The 15,945-nt window shown below is 59.4% G+C and carries 14 protein-coding genes; 5 read left to right on the top strand and 9 right to left on the bottom strand.

Annotated elements, in window-relative coordinates:
* Positions 1-68: 68 nt before the first annotated feature.
* Entirely contained in the window at positions 69-971 is a 903-nt protein-coding gene (gene hslO, locus Q8X48_RS04980) for an Hsp33 family molecular chaperone HslO (protein WP_407799849.1), read from the top strand.
* A gap of 180 nt (positions 972-1,151) precedes the next feature.
* Positions 1,152-2,693, top strand: a complete 1,542-nt coding sequence (locus Q8X48_RS04975) for a phosphoenolpyruvate carboxykinase (RefSeq protein WP_407799848.1) — start codon at positions 1,152-1,154, stop codon at positions 2,691-2,693.
* Positions 2,694-2,748: 55 nt separating this feature from the next.
* Here Q8X48_RS04975 and Q8X48_RS04970 read toward each other — a convergent pair whose 3' ends face one another.
* From Q8X48_RS04970 to Q8X48_RS04945, 6 genes are all read right to left on the bottom strand, one after another.
* Entirely contained in the window at positions 2,749-3,102 is a 354-nt protein-coding gene (locus tag Q8X48_RS04970; RefSeq protein WP_407799847.1) for a DUF1493 family protein, read from the bottom strand.
* Positions 3,099-4,376 (bottom strand): type II toxin-antitoxin system HipA family toxin, encoded by a 1,278-nt coding sequence (locus Q8X48_RS04965; protein ID WP_407799846.1) that lies wholly within the window; start codon positions 4,374-4,376, stop codon positions 3,099-3,101. Before Q8X48_RS04965 ends, Q8X48_RS04970 begins: the two co-directional genes overlap by 4 nt.
* Complete coding sequence (locus Q8X48_RS04960; protein WP_015093026.1) at positions 4,373-4,867, bottom strand: helix-turn-helix domain-containing protein; 495 nt, start codon at positions 4,865-4,867, stop codon at positions 4,373-4,375. The genes Q8X48_RS04965 and Q8X48_RS04960 overlap by 4 nt, the downstream gene beginning before the upstream one ends.
* Positions 4,868-5,074: 207 nt before the next feature.
* On the bottom strand, positions 5,075-5,374 hold the full coding sequence (locus tag Q8X48_RS04955; protein WP_407799845.1) for a hypothetical protein: 300 nt from the start codon (positions 5,372-5,374) through the stop codon (positions 5,075-5,077).
* 358 nt (positions 5,375-5,732) lie between these two features.
* Positions 5,733-6,071, bottom strand: coding sequence for a hypothetical protein (locus tag Q8X48_RS04950; protein ID WP_126048631.1), 339 nt, complete (start codon positions 6,069-6,071; stop codon positions 5,733-5,735).
* A 394-nt stretch (positions 6,072-6,465) separates the two neighbouring features.
* A complete protein-coding gene (locus tag Q8X48_RS04945; RefSeq protein WP_407799844.1) occupies positions 6,466-7,530 on the bottom strand; it encodes a S8 family peptidase in 1,065 nt (354 codons plus the stop codon).
* Between the two features lie 263 nt (positions 7,531-7,793).
* On the opposite strand from Q8X48_RS04945, the gene Q8X48_RS04940 reads away from it, so the two are divergent.
* The 3 genes from Q8X48_RS04940 (at position 7,794) to Q8X48_RS04930 (ending at position 11,786) form a co-directional block, all read left to right on the top strand.
* The gene (locus Q8X48_RS04940) at positions 7,794-9,728 is read left to right on the top strand and encodes a RecQ family ATP-dependent DNA helicase (RefSeq protein WP_407799843.1); all 1,935 of its coding nucleotides are present in this window, start codon (positions 7,794-7,796) and stop codon (positions 9,726-9,728) included.
* A gap of 232 nt (positions 9,729-9,960) precedes the next feature.
* A complete protein-coding gene (locus Q8X48_RS04935) occupies positions 9,961-11,187 on the top strand; it encodes a 3-hydroxyacyl-CoA dehydrogenase (RefSeq protein WP_407799842.1) in 1,227 nt (408 codons plus the stop codon).
* A 176-nt stretch (positions 11,188-11,363) separates the two neighbouring features.
* Entirely contained in the window at positions 11,364-11,786 is a 423-nt protein-coding gene (locus Q8X48_RS04930) for an acyl-CoA thioesterase (protein WP_407799841.1), read from the top strand.
* Between the two features lie 66 nt (positions 11,787-11,852).
* Here the strand turns inward: Q8X48_RS04930 and Q8X48_RS04925 are convergent, their stop codons facing one another.
* The 3 genes from Q8X48_RS04925 to fdhD all read right to left on the bottom strand — a co-directional run bounded on the left by Q8X48_RS04925 (position 11,853) and on the right by fdhD (position 15,884).
* Positions 11,853-12,344: a glycine zipper domain-containing protein gene (locus tag Q8X48_RS04925; protein ID WP_095964523.1), complete on the bottom strand. Its 492-nt coding sequence runs from the start codon at positions 12,342-12,344 to the stop codon at positions 11,853-11,855.
* Between the two features lie 355 nt (positions 12,345-12,699).
* Positions 12,700-15,048: an FdhF/YdeP family oxidoreductase gene (locus Q8X48_RS04920; RefSeq protein ID WP_407799840.1), complete on the bottom strand. Its 2,349-nt coding sequence runs from the start codon at positions 15,046-15,048 to the stop codon at positions 12,700-12,702.
* Positions 15,045-15,884: a formate dehydrogenase accessory sulfurtransferase FdhD gene (gene fdhD / locus Q8X48_RS04915; protein WP_407799839.1), complete on the bottom strand. Its 840-nt coding sequence runs from the start codon at positions 15,882-15,884 to the stop codon at positions 15,045-15,047. The genes Q8X48_RS04920 and fdhD overlap by 4 nt, the downstream gene beginning before the upstream one ends.
* Between the last annotated feature and the right edge of the window lie 61 nt (positions 15,885-15,945).

Genomic DNA, 15,945 nt, shown 5'->3' with positions numbered 1-15,945 from the left:
ACGCTATGGCCAAGGCGCGACCTCGAATTCTGTAATCACTTTTGTCACCACTTCAGATACCCAGACTAATGACTGACCTACCGGATAACGACTTCACCCAACGCTTCATCTTCGATGACAGCGACACCCGTGGCGAGCTGGTCTCGCTGGAGCTCAGCTACGCCGAAGTCCTGGCCAAACACGCCTACCCGCAACCGGTTGCGCAACTGCTCGGCGAGCTGATGGCGGCCGCATCGTTGCTGGTCGGCGCGATGAAGTTCGATGGCTTGCTGATTCTGCAAGCCCGCTCAGAAGGCCCGATCCCGCTGCTGATGATCGAGTGCTCGAGCGAGCGCGACATCCGTGGCCTGGCCCGTTACGAAGCGGACCAAATCGCACCTGACGCGACCCTGGCCGACCTGATGCCGGATGGCGTGCTGGCATTGACCATCGACCCGACTCAGGGCCAGCGTTACCAGGGCATCGTCGACCTCGACGGTGCCACCTTGTCTGAATGCTTCACCAACTATTTCGTCATGTCCCAGCAAGTCGGCACGCGTTTCTGGCTGTACGCCGACGGCCGTCGCGCCCGTGGCCTGTTGCTGCAACAGCTGCCTGCCGACCGTTTGAAGGACGAAGACGAACGCGCCGCCAGCTGGCAGCATCTCACCACCCTGGGCGGCACGCTGACCGCCGATGAACTGCTGGGCCTGGACAACGAAACCGTGTTGCATCGCCTGTACCACGACGAGCAGGTGCGCCTGTTCGATGTACAGAAGTTGCGCTTCCGTTGCAGCTGCTCGCGCGAACGTTCGGCCAATGCGCTGGTCAGTCTGGGTGTGGAAGATGCGCAGCAATTGGTGGTCGAACACGGTGGCAACATCGAAATCGATTGCCAGTTCTGTAACCAGCGCTACCTGTTCGATGCCGCCGATGTCACCCAATTGTTCGCCGGCGCGGGTATCGAGACGCCGTCAGATACCCGTCACTAAAACGGTTCAGCGCAGGTAAATTCACTGGCTACCGCCGGATTAACGCCGTTACGACAGGAGGGGCCTACTTTTTTTGGGCTTTTCTGGCATAATCCGGCCCACTTTTTTCGCGGTAGTAGTGCACGACTTTCTACTACAAAAACGTTTGGAGCACTCGGCCACTGGCCGACGGGGAACCTCATGACGCAAGCCAACAATGCCGTGTACACCGATCTGAGTGTTGATGATCTGGTTAAAGAAGCCCTCAATCGCGGTGAAGGCGAGCTTGCCGATACCGGCGCACTGGTTGTTCGTACCGGTCACCGTACCGGCCGTTCGCCAGTCGATCGTTTCATCGTTGATGAGCCGAGCACCACGGGCGCCATCGCCTGGGGCCCGATCAACCGCAAGTTCCCGGCCGACAAATTCGACGCCCTGTGGGACCGTGTTGAAGCTTTCAACAACGCGCAAGAGCATTTTGTTTCCCACGTGCATGTAGGTGCGGCTTCCGAGCACTACCTGGCCGTGAAGATGACCACCCAGACTGCCTGGCAGAACCTGTTCGGCCGTTGCCTGTTCATCAACCCTGCTCAGTACAACCCGGCGGGTCGTGACGAGTGGCAGGTCCTCAACGTTGCCAACTTCGAATGCGTGCCAGAGCGTGACGGCACCAACTCCGACGGCTGCGTGATCATCAACTTCGCACAGAAAAAAGTGCTGATCGCCGGCATGCGTTACGCCGGTGAGATGAAGAAAGCCATGTTCTCGGTGCAGAACTTCCTGCTGCCGGCTGCCGACGTACTGCCAATGCACTGCGCCGCCAACATCGGCGAAGAAGGCGACGTGACCCTGTTCTTCGGTCTGTCCGGTACCGGCAAGACCACCCTGTCCGCCGACGAAAGCCGTTACCTGATCGGTGACGACGAGCACGGCTGGGGCGAAGGCGTAGTGTTCAACATCGAAGGCGGTTGCTATGCCAAGTGCATCGACCTGTCCGAGAAGAACGAGCCGGTTATCTGGAAAGCCATCAAGCACGGCGCGGTATTGGAAAACGTCGTTATCGACGATGCCAAGCACGCCGACTACGCCGATGTCAGCCTGACCCAGAACAGCCGCGCCGCCTACCCGCTGGAGCACGTTGCCAAGCGCTCCGAGAAGAACCTCGGTGGCGAGCCGAACGCTGTGATCTTCCTGACCTGCGACCTGACCGGCGTGCTGCCGCCAGTGTCGATCCTCAACGAAGAACAAGCGGCCTACCACTTCCTGTCCGGCTACACCGCACTGGTGGGCTCGACTGAAATGGGTTCGGGCAGCGGCATCAAGTCGACCTTCTCCACCTGCTTCGGCGCACCGTTCTTCCCGCGTCCGGCCGGCGAATACGCGGAGCTGCTGATCAAGCGCATCCGCGGCTTCGGCTCCAAGGTCTACCTGGTCAACACCGGCTGGACCGGCGGTGGCTACGGCGTCGGCAAGCGCTTCAACATCCCGACCACCCGTGCCGTGATCGCAGCGATCCAGAGCGGCGCGCTGATCGGTACCGAGACCGAGCACCTGGACACCATCAACCTCGACGTGCCAGTGGCCGTACCGGGCGTTGAGACTGGCCTGCTGAACCCACGCAACACCTGGGCCGACAAAGCAGCCTACGACGAAGCCGCCAAAGCACTGGCCGGCCTGTTCATCGAGAACTTCAAGAAGTTCGAAGTGAGCGACGCGATCAAGGCTGCGGGTCCAAAGTTGTAAGTGCTGGATTGAGCTAACGAAAAAGCCGCCCTTCGGGGCGGCTTTTTTGTGCACGCTACAAGCCTTCCAGCGCCTGCGTGTCCCAGCGTTGGGCCTTGATGGCCCGGTAGAGCATGCCGAGGGTCAATGGCACCTTGTCGCCGCGACCCTTGGCTTTGCGCTTGAGAAATACATCGTAGCCGTCGGGCTGGAAATAGCGATAGCTGTCGAAATCCACGAAGTCGATGGCGAAGTGGTTTTCCAGGGTTTCGATCAAATGCTGTGCATCGGCACCGTTGCAGCCCAGGTCGAAGTTGATCGAGGTGCTGAGGCTGATGGTTTTGCGTTCGGGTAGGCCGAGTTCTTCGTGCAATAGCTGCATGAGTTGCTGCATTGGGTGGTCGTCGGGGAAGTTGGGGGCGAGGTTCATTGTGTAGGTTCCGCCAATCGAAATGCAGGCGCCATATTGTCCTGTTCACGTTTTGACAGTGCCAATGCCCGCGCTAGCGTTGGCCATTGGCTGACAACTTGTTTGAAGCTGTCGATGATGTTTTCTGCATCCGCGCGACTGAGCCGAAAATACTCCGCCACTTCCCGGGCCAGCTCCAAATCGAGCGCATTGTCGGTATCGGTGATGTTGAGTTTCAAGCCATCGGCGTGGGCCACCGGGTTCATGTCATAAGCGGCAGACAATCGCCATCCCCGACCCGGATCAAGGATAAAACCATGGTTGCGCAGGTGATCGTCGGTGTTGGAGACCAGGATGTTGAACACAATTCGAGACCACAACTCCCGTAGGTCTGCTTTGGTTTCCGAGCCGTGTTCCATCAGCACTTCGGCCAACTCAAGGTAGCTCGCGCCGACGGAAGCATCGTCACCGTCAACTCGATCAGTCATGGTCATGGCTGAGGCAAAGTGCAATCGGCCACCCCGATCGGTGCGGTCGAATCGCTTGACCATGAAGCAGTGATAATCACTGGCATAGCGCCGGGCGATACCGGTTGCGACGCGCAGGCCGCAGTGATTGGCCAGGGCATTCACCACCAGTTCCCAGGCGCCCATGTCATAGTCATCGCGGGTGCTGGGGAACTTGGCAATCCACAAGTGCCCTTGCTCGTCTGCAACGCTGGCCTTGGGGCGGGCACCACCGAGAGAGCCCCCCGGCGCGATCAGCATTCTCAGCCATTCGCGGCCGTCGAGTGAGGTGTTGTCCGGATCGTTTTCCAGGGCACGGCTTGCCTGCTCCAATGCGCGCAATTCAACGAAAGGTGGGGCGGCCACGCCATCGCGATCATCGAGAAAGTTACCTTCGTCATTGAGCTTGTAGCGGATCGCGCCGACCCGATAGAGGTCATGCACGCCTAACAGGAAATCCGACTCGCTGAGCTTGCTGCCTTTGGCCGCCAAACCGTCGCGAACATCTCGTTCCATCCGCCGCTTCATCAACAATTGACCCCACCGATCCGGGCTTGAATCTGCGAACACGCCAAATCGGCTTTGATGTTGACCCGGGAACTGACGGCCTTCATAGAGCCCGATTCGAGGGTCCAGCGGTGTGAAGTTCAACTCGGGATCTGCAAGCGCAGCAGTGTCGTATTCAAACTCGAAGACGTCCGTGGAGCGGGTCCTTCGGGCATGCAGGAAACCGAGGCGTCTGGGCCCATTCAAGGACTCCCAATCGGCATACACCGCAATCTGCGTCATTTTTCACCTGTCGCGGGTTTGGTTTTTTTCTTGGTCAACAGATTGGAAAGTGAGTGGGTGTTGAAGGGGTAATCAGCGGATAGATCCTCAGCATGGCTGGCACTTTCAATCACTCCCGTGTCTTTTTCAGGTATTGGAGAGGCTTTTTTTACTGCGCTTATTCTGTGTACTCGTCGGTTCGAGTCTTTCGCTGAGGCTGCCTTGGGTTTCAGTTGTGCGTCTTGCAGTTGCCGGCCCACCTCATCGGTTGCCGCGAGTTTGTTCAAGTCTTTTTCCAGCCCCAGAACTTGCATGACAGACAGGTAGGCGCCGATGGTCACGCCTGAACCTCCAGACTCCAGAGAGCGCAAGGTTGTCAGCGACATGCCTGACCTCTCGGCGACTTGCTTGGCTGTGAGCTTGCGGCGCAGTCGGGCCAACTTCAATCGCTCCCCGAATTCGGCAAGCAGTCTGGATGCGGCAGGCAGGAGTGGCGCGGTTTTCTTGGCCATATGCCAATATTCCTTCATTTTTTAGCCTTAACTACCAGAATAATAGCACTTGGATGGAAGAGCATCGCTTTGCCTTGAGAGCGTCCCGGCCGCATCAAACGTTTTGTGGATAGATATTCACACTGCCATTATTCCAGCTGAAATGGCGATAAACAGCCAGAATAATGCCAGTTAGTACACTGCCCTCAATGTACTTGAGTGTTGATCTCAGACTGGCGCTTTCCAGCCCATCATCCGTTGCTGGGCGACTTTGAGCAGGTCGCAGCCGTCCTGGGTCAGCAGGTAGAGCGCATGGGTGATGTGCGGGATGTCTTCGAGGTCGCCTTGGTCGAAGCTTTGGCAGTGCAGGGTTCGGAGCAGCTCGCTGGAGGCCCGGATGCGCTGGAGGGCAGCTTCGAGGATGTCTTGGGGGTTGGCCTCTGTGTCGATGATCAGGGGCGGGGAATCGGTGAGGTTGGTGTGGAGCGGTAGATAGCGTTCGTTGGTGAACGGATTCCATTTATTCATGATGTGCAATCTCAGATGTGCCAGAAAGGACCGCCATCATCGTGACCAAACGATGGGAGGCGACTGTGTTCGGGTTGGTCAACCGGTGAGATCTACGCACAGAACCGGCATGCCCGAAGGCATCCCAAACACAGCCACCATATAGCGTGCAGACACAAAAAAGCGTCGGCAGCATACAACGGGTGAGTACGTAGATCTAATTCGGGTGACCAAGCCCGAATCGCTGATTTGGCAGCGACAGCCCGGACTATAGGATTGAGTGACTGGTCATCGATAGCCGACAAGGTGTCTTGTTTTGTAGGACCTTGCCGAAGCTTTCATAGGTCGTTGCTGACGGCGTTATCCACAGTGGACCGCGTTATCGTTTTTCGCGAGCAAGCCCGCTCCCACAGGGAGTTGTGGTGGGACAAGCAACGTGTTTCGGCAAGCGCTGCCGGGCGATGTCGAGCAGGTCGTTGCCGTCCTGGGTCAGCAGGTACAAGGCGCTGACGATATTGGGGATGTCGCTCGCTTCGGCCTGTTTGAAACAGGTGCAATAAAGGGTTTCGAGCAGGTCGCTGGCGGCGCGGATGCGTTGTCGGGCGGCGTCGAGGATCTCGTAGGGATCGGCCTCGGTATCGATGACCAGCACCGGGGTTTCGCTGTAGCGGGTCTTTAGCGGGTGGTAGCGGGCTGTCAGTGAGTCGCGGTTTTTCATTGAGTGCGTCCTTTGCGAAATCGGCAAGTGTTCCCGGCAGGCCGAGACACTGTTTTCAGCCGCGCAGGAAACTATAGGAGGGTATGGCGTTGGGGGACAAGACGGCTGAGGTCGACAGGCTTTGTAAGGGTTTTGTCATATTTGGAGGAAGGGGACTACAGGTTGTTGCTGGGTTTTCAACGTGAAATGGCGCGAGGTAAAAATGCTTACAGCGTTCTCAGTCGCTTCGCATTACCTCTCGGTAGAGGGTGCCTCGGACAATGTCGGGTGTTTCGAGTTTTACAGTGGCTGTGCTGGGCTCTTCCCAAGCAAGCCTGCACACAAGGGGCCTGAGTCGTGTGGGTGGTTCAGACTGGTGAGGTTGTCTCGACGCTGCCGAACGACCCATACAGACTTACTCGGTCATGACCTTTGGCGCTTGGCGCGAGGCTGCTTCCAGATCCATCAAGCCTCTACCGTACGCTTCACTGTTGGCATAGAGGCCAGTCTGGTTCGCCGTCGCCAGCAGATGCTCGCGCACTTGCTGCGCAGTGAGCTCGGGGTAACGACTTTGCAGTGCCGCCAATGCTCCGCTGACCAGCGCGGCAGCAGGCGAGGTGCCAGCCGTCTGGGTGTAGGTGCCATCCTTGTTGGTGGTCAGCAGGCCTTGCCCTGCACCGGAGTCGCCACCCGGTACAGCAATGCACCAGGCTGCCGCCACGCCACAATAGTTGGATTTGGCATTGATGGTGCTGCCGTCGTTTTTCAACGCAACCACCGCGATCCAGCCTTTTTCCAGTTCGGGGATGGCGACAGGCAAGCCGGGTTCAGCCAAGGGTTCTCGTTTCAGTTCATTGCCGGTAGGGAAAACAAATACGGCGCCGTCCTCAACCAGTTTGCGCGCGGTCACCAGTGATTGCGGCATGACTTGCTTGTAACGCGCCTCGTTGATTTCGGTCGCAGGAATGGCGTTGGCCCACGAGTTGTTGAGAATGCGCGCGCCCTTGTCGAAACCTGCTTGCCAGGACTGAGCGATTTCACCGTCGAAGAAAAAGGGTTCGTTATCGTCGCCGAAGCGATAGGGGATCAGCTGTGCGTTGAACGCGACGCCGTGCATGCCCTGATCATCCTTGTTGGCTGCGAGGATGCCGGCCATCTGGGTGCCGTGGCCGACCCGATCAAAAGTGCCGACCTGATTCTCGACATGGTCAAAACCCGGATCGCGGAGCCTTCCTCGAAACTCCGGCAGACTGCTGTTCAGACCCGAATCGATCAGTGCGACAGCCACACCCTGGCCGGTGCCGCCGCGGGCATAAAGACTTGATGCGTTGACAATCGCCAGACCTTTCTGGGCCTGATACTCCGGCGTTTCAAAGGCTGCCGTGTCCAGGGAAGGCTGCTCCGGGACGGTCAGGCATCCGTTCAAAAGAAGGGGAAGTGCGAGGGTGCAGGCAAGCGGAAAAAAGTGTTTTTGGGACATGGTCGTTCCTTGATAAAAATCCGCGTATCTCAGGCTTCCCGCATGATGGATACCTGGCGGAAGTTGATGGCGGTAAACCATACCGGCTGATGTAAGGCCGAGATCAGTGGGCAAAGTGCCTCCTGTGTTTCAACCTATGGCCAGGGATCGGTGGGTTGGGACGCTGTATCATCCCGTATCGTTTTCGCCCCCGACCTTTTCTCGACTCGCTGCAATCGCCGGCTAGGCTTTTGACTCCGCAGCGGTCAACGGAGTGACAGCTTATGCACAACACCCTGGAACAGGTTTTCGGTTATCCACAGTTTCGGCCCGGTCAGGAGGAGGCCGTCAGTGCCGTGTTGGCCGGGCGTTCGGCGGCGGCGATTTTCCCCACCGGTTCCGGCAAGTCCCTTTGCTACCAATTGCCGGCGCTGTTGCTGCCGCACCTGACGCTGGTGGTCTCGCCGTTGCTGGCGTTGATGCAGGATCAACTGGCGTTCCTGCAACGCCACGGCATCTCGGCGGGTAGTATCGATTCGGCCCAGAGCCGCGATGACGCCAGCGACGTCATGGCTCGGGCAAAATCCGGCGAACTGAAGATTCTGATGATCTCGGTGGAACGCCTGAAGAACGAGCGCTTCCGGCATTTTCTGCAGCAAGTACCGATCTCGCTGCTGGTGGTGGACGAGGCGCATTGCATCTCCGAATGGGGGCACAACTTTCGCCCGGACTACCTCAAGCTTCCCGACTATCAACGCCAGTTCAATATCCCTCAGGTGCTGCTGCTGACCGCAACGGCGACGCCCAGGGTCATCTCCGACATGCAGGCGAAGTTCGCCATCGCCGCCGACGATGTGGTGACCACCGGTTTCTATCGCCCGAACCTCAATTTGCTGGTGGAACCGGTTCGTGGAGCGGACAAGCGCAGACGCCTCGTCGAGTGGATGAGCCTGCGTGCGGACCAGCCAAGCATCGTCTACGTCACCCTGCAGAAAACGGCGGAACACATCGCCGAACACCTGAACCGCAACGGCATTCAGGCCGAGGCCTATCACGCCGGGTTGCCTCATGAACAACGGGAAGCGATCCAGCGTCGCTTCATGGGCGGGCAGTCCAATTGCATCGTTGCCACCATCGCCTTTGGCATGGGCATCGACAAAAGCGACATCCGCAATGTGGTGCATTTCGACCTGCCCAAATCCACCGAAAACTACAGCCAGGAAATCGGTCGCGCCGGGCGTGACGGGCAGCCGTCGGACTGCCTGGTGTTGGCCAACCGCGACAGCCTCAACGTGCTGGAGAACTTCGTCTACGGCGACACCCCCGAGCTCGATGGCATCCGTTGCGTGATGGACGAGATGCAGGCCGCAGCACCCGAAGGGCAGTGGGAGTTTCTGCTGGGGCCGTTGGCGGATCAGAGCAATATTCGCCAATTGCCGCTCAAGACCTTGCTGGTGCAACTCGAACTGCGCGGGTTGATCGCACCGCGTTACGCCTACTACGCCGAGTATCGATTCAAGTATCTGGAGGAGCCCGAGGCATTGTTGGCGCGTTTTGAAGGCGAGCGCAGGGATTTTGTCGCTGCGATCATCCAGACCTCCAGCCGCGCCCGGACCTGGGCCACGGTGAATTTCGAGACGTTGCACGAGCAGCATCAGGCCGAGCGCAGTCGAGTAGTGAAGGCGCTGGACTACTTCCAGGAGAAGGGTTGGGTGGAGCTCGAAAGCAAGCAGATGACCGAGGTCTACAGCGTGCTGCAAAGCGGGTTCGACAGCACCGTGTTGAGCGAAGAGCTGCACCGTTATTTCACTCGGCATGAACACACCGAGATCGCGCGGATTCACGCGATGCTGGATCTGTTCGCCACCGACCGTTGCCTGGGCTATCGCCTGGCCGAGTATTTCGGCGATCACAATGCTCCGCAGCAATGCGGACATTGTTCGGTCTGCCATGGGCAAGTGGCGCGGCTCCCGGCACCACCGGAGTTGCCGGCGCTTGTGGATAAAAATTTCGAGGCGTTGTGTGGCGACTTTATCCACAGGCACGAGCAGCACACGGGCAACGTGCCTTCGGCTGAACGCGTGACGCGGTTTTTATGCGGGATCAGCGTGCCGCTGTTCACAAAACTCAAGGCACGGGCGATTCCCGGATTTGCGGCGCTGGAAGATTATCCGTATGCCGAGGTACGCGGGTGGGCCCAGCGGCATCTGGCAGCCTGAACCACAACCCCTGTGGGAGCGAGCTTGCTCGCGATGAGGCCGGCACATTCAACAGTGATGGTGACTGACAAATCGCCATCGCGAGCAAGCTCGCTCCCACAGGGATTTACGGTGTACTCAAAGGGCTATATCCATCCGCTGAATGTTGATCATCACAGGAATAAATTTCAAAAATGTGCAGTGGCTGACTATGGTGGTGGCTGTCTTCGGATCGCCAACAAGAGAACAAAACATGAGCCAGACACCGTCGAATATTCAGCGCGCCGCCGTCATCGGCGCGGGCACCATGGGCCGTGGCATTGTCATGTGCCTGGCCAACGCCGGAGTGGCCGTGCAGTGGGTCGACAACAATCCGCAAATGCTGGAACAGGCAATGGCAACCGTGGCGGACACCTACGCCCACAGTGTGCGTCAGGGCCGCATTGATCAGGCAGAAGCCGACGCCCGTATCGCGCGCGTAACGGCGGCCGATGGTTATGTGGCCATCCGCGATGTCGACCTGGTCATCGAAGCGGTGTACGAAAACCTTGAGCTCAAGCAGAAAATCTTCCGTGAGCTCGATGGCTTGCTCAAACCTGAAGCGATTCTGGCGAGCAATACTTCGGCGCTGGACATCGACGCTATCGCGGCAGTCACACGCCGACCACAGCAAGTGCTGGGCCTGCATTTCTTCAGCCCGGCGCACATCATGAAGCTGCTGGAAATCGTCCGTGGCGCGCAGACTGCTCCGGCAGTCCTCGACGCGGCGCTGGCGCTCGGCCAGCGCATGGGCAAGGTCAGTGTAGTGGCGGGCAATTGTGACGGTTTCATCGGCAACCGCATGCTCAATACCTATGTGCTTGAGGCGCGGAAAATGCTGCTGGAAGGGGCTTATCCCTACCAGATAGACGCAGCGCTGCAAGGGTTCGGTTTCGCCATGGGGCCTTTCCGCATGTTCGACGTGGTGGGCGTCGACCTGCAGTGGCGAGCACGGCAACTGTCCGGTGTCGGGCAGGACGCGCCTGAAGTTCAGGTGGACAATCGACTGTGCGAGTTGGAACGTTTCGGCCAAAAGAGTGGCAACGGTTTTTACCATTACGAACCGGGCAGCCGGCAGGCCGAGCACGATCCGCAGGTCGATGCACTGGTGCTTCAAGTCAGTGAAAAGCTGGGATTTCAGCGTCGCGAGATCGGCCCGGAGGAGATTCTCGAGCGCTGCTTGCTGGCACTGGTCAACGAAGGCGCGAAGATCCTGCAGGAAGGCATTGCCGGATCGGCTCGGGATATCGATCTGGTCTACCTCAATGGTTACGGTTTTCCGGCGGACAAGGGCGGGCCGATGGCCTGGGCGGATCAACAAGGGCTGGCGGATATCCATCGGCGCCTGATCGATCTTGAGACGCGTCAGGGCGATCACTGGAACCCGGCGCGGTTGATTGGAGAGTTGGCGGTGGCGGGCAAGGGCTTTGCTGACCAGTGATTGATGTAGCGTCTGCAAGGGCGCCTTCGCGAGCAGGCTCGCTCCCACATTGTTACTTCATTGTCTGCAAAATGTGTGTTCGGCGATGATCCATTGTGGGAGCGAGCCTGCTCGCGAAGAACGAAATCGCGTTTTTCGCCTTAGACTTGGTAAACCCATTCCAGGATGCAACGCTGATGCCTCAACGCACCGACTATCCGCATTTCCAGCCCATCACCACCCGCTGGCACGACAACGACGCCTACGGTCACATCAATAACGTCACCTATTACAGCTTCTTCGATACGGCGGTTAACACTTACCTGATCGAAGTCGGCGGTCTGGATATCCATGACGGCGAAGTGGTGGGGTTCGTGGTGAGCTCCTCCTGTGATTACTTTGCGTCCATTGCTTTCCCGGATCGCATCGAGATCGGTCTACGCGTGGGCAAGTTGGGCAACAGTTCGGTGCAGTACGAACTGGCCGTGTTCAGGCAAGGCGAGGATGAAGCCTGTGCGGCAGGGCGCTTCGTGCATGTGTTTGTCGATCGTGCGTCGAATCAACCCGTAGCGATTCCTGCCGGGTTACGCGGGGCGCTGGAGCGTCTGGTGGTTCAGTAAGGCAAAAAAAATCGCAGCCCTTGGGCTGCGATTTTTGTTGTACTGATCAGCGAGGCGCTCGAGGCCTTAGTCGCGGTAGTACTTGTGGCGGTGCTTGCGATGGCCATAGGCATGGCCGCGGCCTGGATGGCCGTCACGGTAGTAACGACGATCACCATGGCCGCGATACGAACGACGATCGTCGTCGTCATCATTATCGTACTCTTTGCCCATGTAGTTACCCAGCGCACCACCGGCGCCGCCGCCTGCTGCTGCGCCGATCAGGCTGCCGGTGGTGCCGCCCACGCTGCGGCCGACCACGTTACCGCCCGCTGCGCCCAACGCACCGCCAATGGCTGCTTCGCCACGGCTGTGTTTGTTTGCGCCGACGGCACTACCACCCGCGCCGCCCAGGGCCGCGCCGATGGTGGAACCTGTACTGCCGCCTAACGACTGACCGACGACCGAGCCTAGAACCCCGCCCAATGCGCCGCCTACACCGGCTTCGGTGGTGCCGCCAGCAGACGCGATACCGCTGACCAGGCCAAGGGACAACAAGAGAATCGAGGAGAACTTCATGGAGGAACCTCAAGGGGATGACGGCGCGATCCTGAGGCTCTGGAATGGGCGTGACAATCGAAATCCGACGAATAACACGACTTGTATACAATATTGCAAGTTACTGTTTTTTTGGTGGAACTTAACGTTTTTTTGCCGGTCTTTTACTACTTCGCAAAGGCCGTTTTCATCAGGAAACGGCCTTTTTTGTGGGCGAAAGGAAAGTGCAGAATTCGGAAAGTTTGTTGTTTGATCTACCGTATTCGCGAGCAAGCCCGCTCCCACATTGGATCTTCAGCGAACACAAATTTTGTGTACGCAAGAGATTCAATGTGGGAGCGGGCTTGCTCGCGAAGGGGCCGGTTCAGGCGAAGCGTTACGCAGACCTGGCCATGATCAACCCGGTCTCGCTCGCCGCTTCCAACCGGATCGCCACGAACTTCGATGTCGGGGTATGGCTGCCATCGCCGGTGCTTTCCAGCGGCACCAGCGGATTCACTTCCGGGTAGTACGCCGCCGCTTGCCCGGCCGGGATGTCGAATGCCAGCAGGGTGAAGCCTTTCACCCGACGTTCGACCCCATCGTCCCAGAGCGAAACGATGTCAGCCTTTTGCCCCGGTTTGAAGCCCAGGCGAATGATGTCGGCCTCGTTGACGAACAACACGTCGCGTTGTCCCTTCACCCCGCGATAGCGGTCATTCAGGCCGTAGATCGTGGTGTTGTACTGATCGTGGGAGCGCATCGATTGCATGATCAGGTCCGGCAGCACACCGGTGGCGCGGGTGCGTTCGTGCACCAGGTCTATGGGCAGTGCGTTCGGGCGGAAGTTGGCCCGGCCCGAGTCGGTACTCCACTTGCGTGCGCCGGCACTGTTGCCCAGGTAGAAGCCGCCGGGATTCTTGACCTTCTCGTTGAAGTCCGTGAAACCGGGAATGGTCTCGGCGATCAGGTCGCGGATGCGGCTGTAGTCGGCCACTAGCCAGTTCCAGTCCACCGGGTGGCTGCCCAGTGTCGCGGCAGCGATACCGGCCAGGATCGCCGGTTCCGAGCGCATCTGGTTCGACAGCGGCTGCAACTGGCCATTGGAGGCGTGGACCATGCTGAACGAGTCTTCGACGGTTATCGCTTGCGGGCCTTCGTTCTGGATATCGATGTCGGTGCGGCCCAGGCACGGCAGGATCAACGCGTCCTTGCCGTGGGTCAAATGGCTGCGGTTGAGCTTGGTGCTGATCTGCACGGTCAGGTCACAGTTTTGCAAAGCCTGGAACGTGCGCGGGCTGTCCGGCGTGGCCTGGGCGAAGTTGCCGCCCAGGCCGATGAAGACTTTCGCCCGGCCTTCGGCCATGGCATGAATCGCCTCGACCACGTTGTGGCCGTTGTGACGTGGCACCTTGAACTGGAAGCGGCGCTCCAGGGCATCGAGAAAGGCTGCCGGCGGACGTTCGTTGATGCCCATGGTCCGGTCACCCTGCACGTTGCTGTGACCCCGCACCGGGCACAGGCCTGCACCCGGGCGGCCCACGTTGCCGCGCAGCAGCATCAGGTTGGCGATCTCCTGGATGGTCGCCACCGAATGGCGATGCTGGGTGATACCCATGGCCCAGCACATGATGACGTTCTTGCCCTTGGCGTACATGCGCGCCGCTTGCTCGATCTCGACCAGGGTCAGGCCGGACTGCTCGACGATCTGCTCCCACGGGGTGTCGTCGATGGCCGCCAGGTACTCCAGCACATTGACGCTGTGCTCATTGAGGAAGTCATGGTCGAACACCGCGGGTGCGCCGGATTTCTGTGCGTCGCGTTCCCACAGCAAGAGAAATTTCGCCATGCCGCGCATGATCGCCATGTCGCCACCGAGGGCCGGGCGGAAAAACGCGGTGTTGGTCGGTTTGTCGCCGTTGGTGAGCATTTCGATCGCGTGTTGCGGGTGCTGGAAACGTTCCAGGCCGCGCTCCTTGAGCGGGTTGATGCACACCACTTGCGCACCGCGTTTCACGGCTTCACGCAGCGGTTCGAGCATGCGTGGGTGGTTGGTGCCGGGGTTCTGGCCCCAGACGAAAATCGCATCGGCGTGTTCGAAGTCGTCGAACGTCACGGTGCCTTTGCCGACGCCGACACTTTGCGACAGCGCCACACCGCTGGCCTCGTGGCACATGTTCGAGCAGTCAGGGAAGTTGTTGGTGCCGAAGGCGCGCACGAACAGCTGGTACAAATAAGCCGCTTCGTTGCTGGCACGGCCCGAGGTGTAGAACTCGGCCTGGTCCGGGCTCGACAAGCCGTTCAGGTGTTTGGCGATCAGCGCGAAGGCGTCGTCCCAACTGATCGATTTATAGCGGTCCGTTTCGGCGTCGTAGCGCATCGGCTCGGTCAGGCGACCCTGGTATTCGAGCCAGTAGTCGCTCTGCTCCAGCAACGAAGTGACGCTGTGTCTGGCGAAGAATTTGGCGTCGACACGGCGCTTGGTCGCTTCCCAGTTCACCGCCTTGGCGCCGTTCTCGCAGAACATCACCATGCCCTTTTCCGGAGAATCGCCCCAGGCGCAACCCGGACAGTCGAAGCCACCGTTCTGGTTGGTCTTGAGCATGATGCGCAGGTTTTTCAGTGCGTTGTCGCTGGTCAACCAGGCCTGCGCCACGCTGATCAGAGCGCCCCAGCCACCGGCAGGACCTTTGTAGGGCTTGTAGCGAGGGACGGGGGTCTGGTCGGCTTGACGGTGTTGACTCACGCTTGATTCTCCAACGTTGGGCTGTAGACCCGCGGCGCATTCTTCTGTGGCAAATGGATGAGGTTGAGGTTGTGGCGCCGAGCCCATTGCACGGCAAGGCCCGTGGGCGACGACAGGCTGACCAGGGTCTGGATGCCGGCGCGCAGGACTTTCTGGATCAATTCGAGACTGCAGCGGCTGGTGACAATCGCCAGCCCGCCGGCGGTCGGGATGTTCTGGCGGACAAGGCCACCGATCAGCTTGTCGAGGGCGTTGTGTCGGCCTATGTCTTCGCGGCCCATCAGCAACTCGCCCTGATCGTTCATGAACACCGCAGCGTGCACCGCACCGCAATGCTGGCCCAAAGGCTGGAAGGCGCCGATGCGCTGGCGCAGGCCATCGAGCCATTCAACGGGTGGCAGCGGGGCGCCGGGCAATACCTGAAGGTCAGGCAAGGCCTGCTCGACCGCTTCCACGCCGCACAGCCCGCAACCGCTGGTGCCGGCCAGTTGCCGACGCTGCTGCTTGAGGTTCCAGAAGGCGCGATTGGCGATGGTCACTTGCGCGTATTGCGCCGAGCCCGAGCCGCTCAGTTGCAGGTCGTAGATGTCCGAGGCGTCCTGGATGATGCCGCTGCCCAGGCTGAAGCCGACAATGAAGTCCTCCAGATCCGTTGGCGTTACCAGCATGACCGCCTGGCTGATGCCGTTATAGGCAATCGCCAACGCGACTTCCTCGGCCAGGGCGGTGCTGTCCGATTCCGAGTATTCAAAGTTGCTGTAGCTGTACGTCTGGCTGGCGGCGGGCGCGGGCGTTTCGAGGGCAGGCGCCGCGCAGGCAGGGCGCTTGGTGTTCATGGCATCACCCACGGTTTGATCAGCTTTAAGACTAGGCGCGGCAAACTGTCGCGTCTAATCG

Source organism: Pseudomonas sp. QLc11A (assembly GCF_052112305.1).
In the GTDB taxonomy this organism is placed as follows: Bacteria; Pseudomonadota; Gammaproteobacteria; order Pseudomonadales; family Pseudomonadaceae; genus Aquipseudomonas; species Aquipseudomonas laurylsulfatiphila.
This window is presented reverse-complemented; position numbering and strand designations above follow the sequence as displayed.

What these genes read in the sequence shown, in the direction of transcription:
- Q8X48_RS04925 (WP_095964523.1), bottom strand. Translation starts at nt 12,344, where the DNA reads ATGAAGTTCTCCTCGATTCTCTTGTTGTCCCTTGGCCTGGTCAGCGGT.
- Q8X48_RS04965 (WP_407799846.1), bottom strand. Translation starts at nt 4,376, where the DNA reads ATGACGCAGATTGCGGTGTATGCCGATTGGGAGTCCTTGAATGGGCCC.
- Q8X48_RS04945 (WP_407799844.1), bottom strand. Translation starts at nt 7,530, where the DNA reads ATGTCCCAAAAACACTTTTTTCCGCTTGCCTGCACCCTCGCACTTCCC.
- Q8X48_RS04950 (WP_126048631.1), bottom strand. Translation starts at nt 6,071, where the DNA reads ATGAAAAACCGCGACTCACTGACAGCCCGCTACCACCCGCTAAAGACC.
- Q8X48_RS04960 (WP_015093026.1), bottom strand. Translation starts at nt 4,867, where the DNA reads ATGGCCAAGAAAACCGCGCCACTCCTGCCTGCCGCATCCAGACTGCTT.
- hslO (WP_407799849.1), top strand. Translation starts at nt 69, where the DNA reads ATGACTGACCTACCGGATAACGACTTCACCCAACGCTTCATCTTCGAT.
- Q8X48_RS04970 (WP_407799847.1), bottom strand. Translation starts at nt 3,102, where the DNA reads ATGAACCTCGCCCCCAACTTCCCCGACGACCACCCAATGCAGCAACTC.
- Q8X48_RS04975 (WP_407799848.1), top strand. Translation starts at nt 1,152, where the DNA reads ATGACGCAAGCCAACAATGCCGTGTACACCGATCTGAGTGTTGATGAT.
- Q8X48_RS04935 (WP_407799842.1), top strand. Translation starts at nt 9,961, where the DNA reads ATGAGCCAGACACCGTCGAATATTCAGCGCGCCGCCGTCATCGGCGCG.
- fdhD (WP_407799839.1), bottom strand. Translation starts at nt 15,884, where the DNA reads ATGAACACCAAGCGCCCTGCCTGCGCGGCGCCTGCCCTCGAAACGCCC.
- Q8X48_RS04955 (WP_407799845.1), bottom strand. Translation starts at nt 5,374, where the DNA reads ATGAATAAATGGAATCCGTTCACCAACGAACGCTATCTACCGCTCCAC.
- Q8X48_RS04930 (WP_407799841.1), top strand. Translation starts at nt 11,364, where the DNA reads ATGCCTCAACGCACCGACTATCCGCATTTCCAGCCCATCACCACCCGC.
- Q8X48_RS04940 (WP_407799843.1), top strand. Translation starts at nt 7,794, where the DNA reads ATGCACAACACCCTGGAACAGGTTTTCGGTTATCCACAGTTTCGGCCC.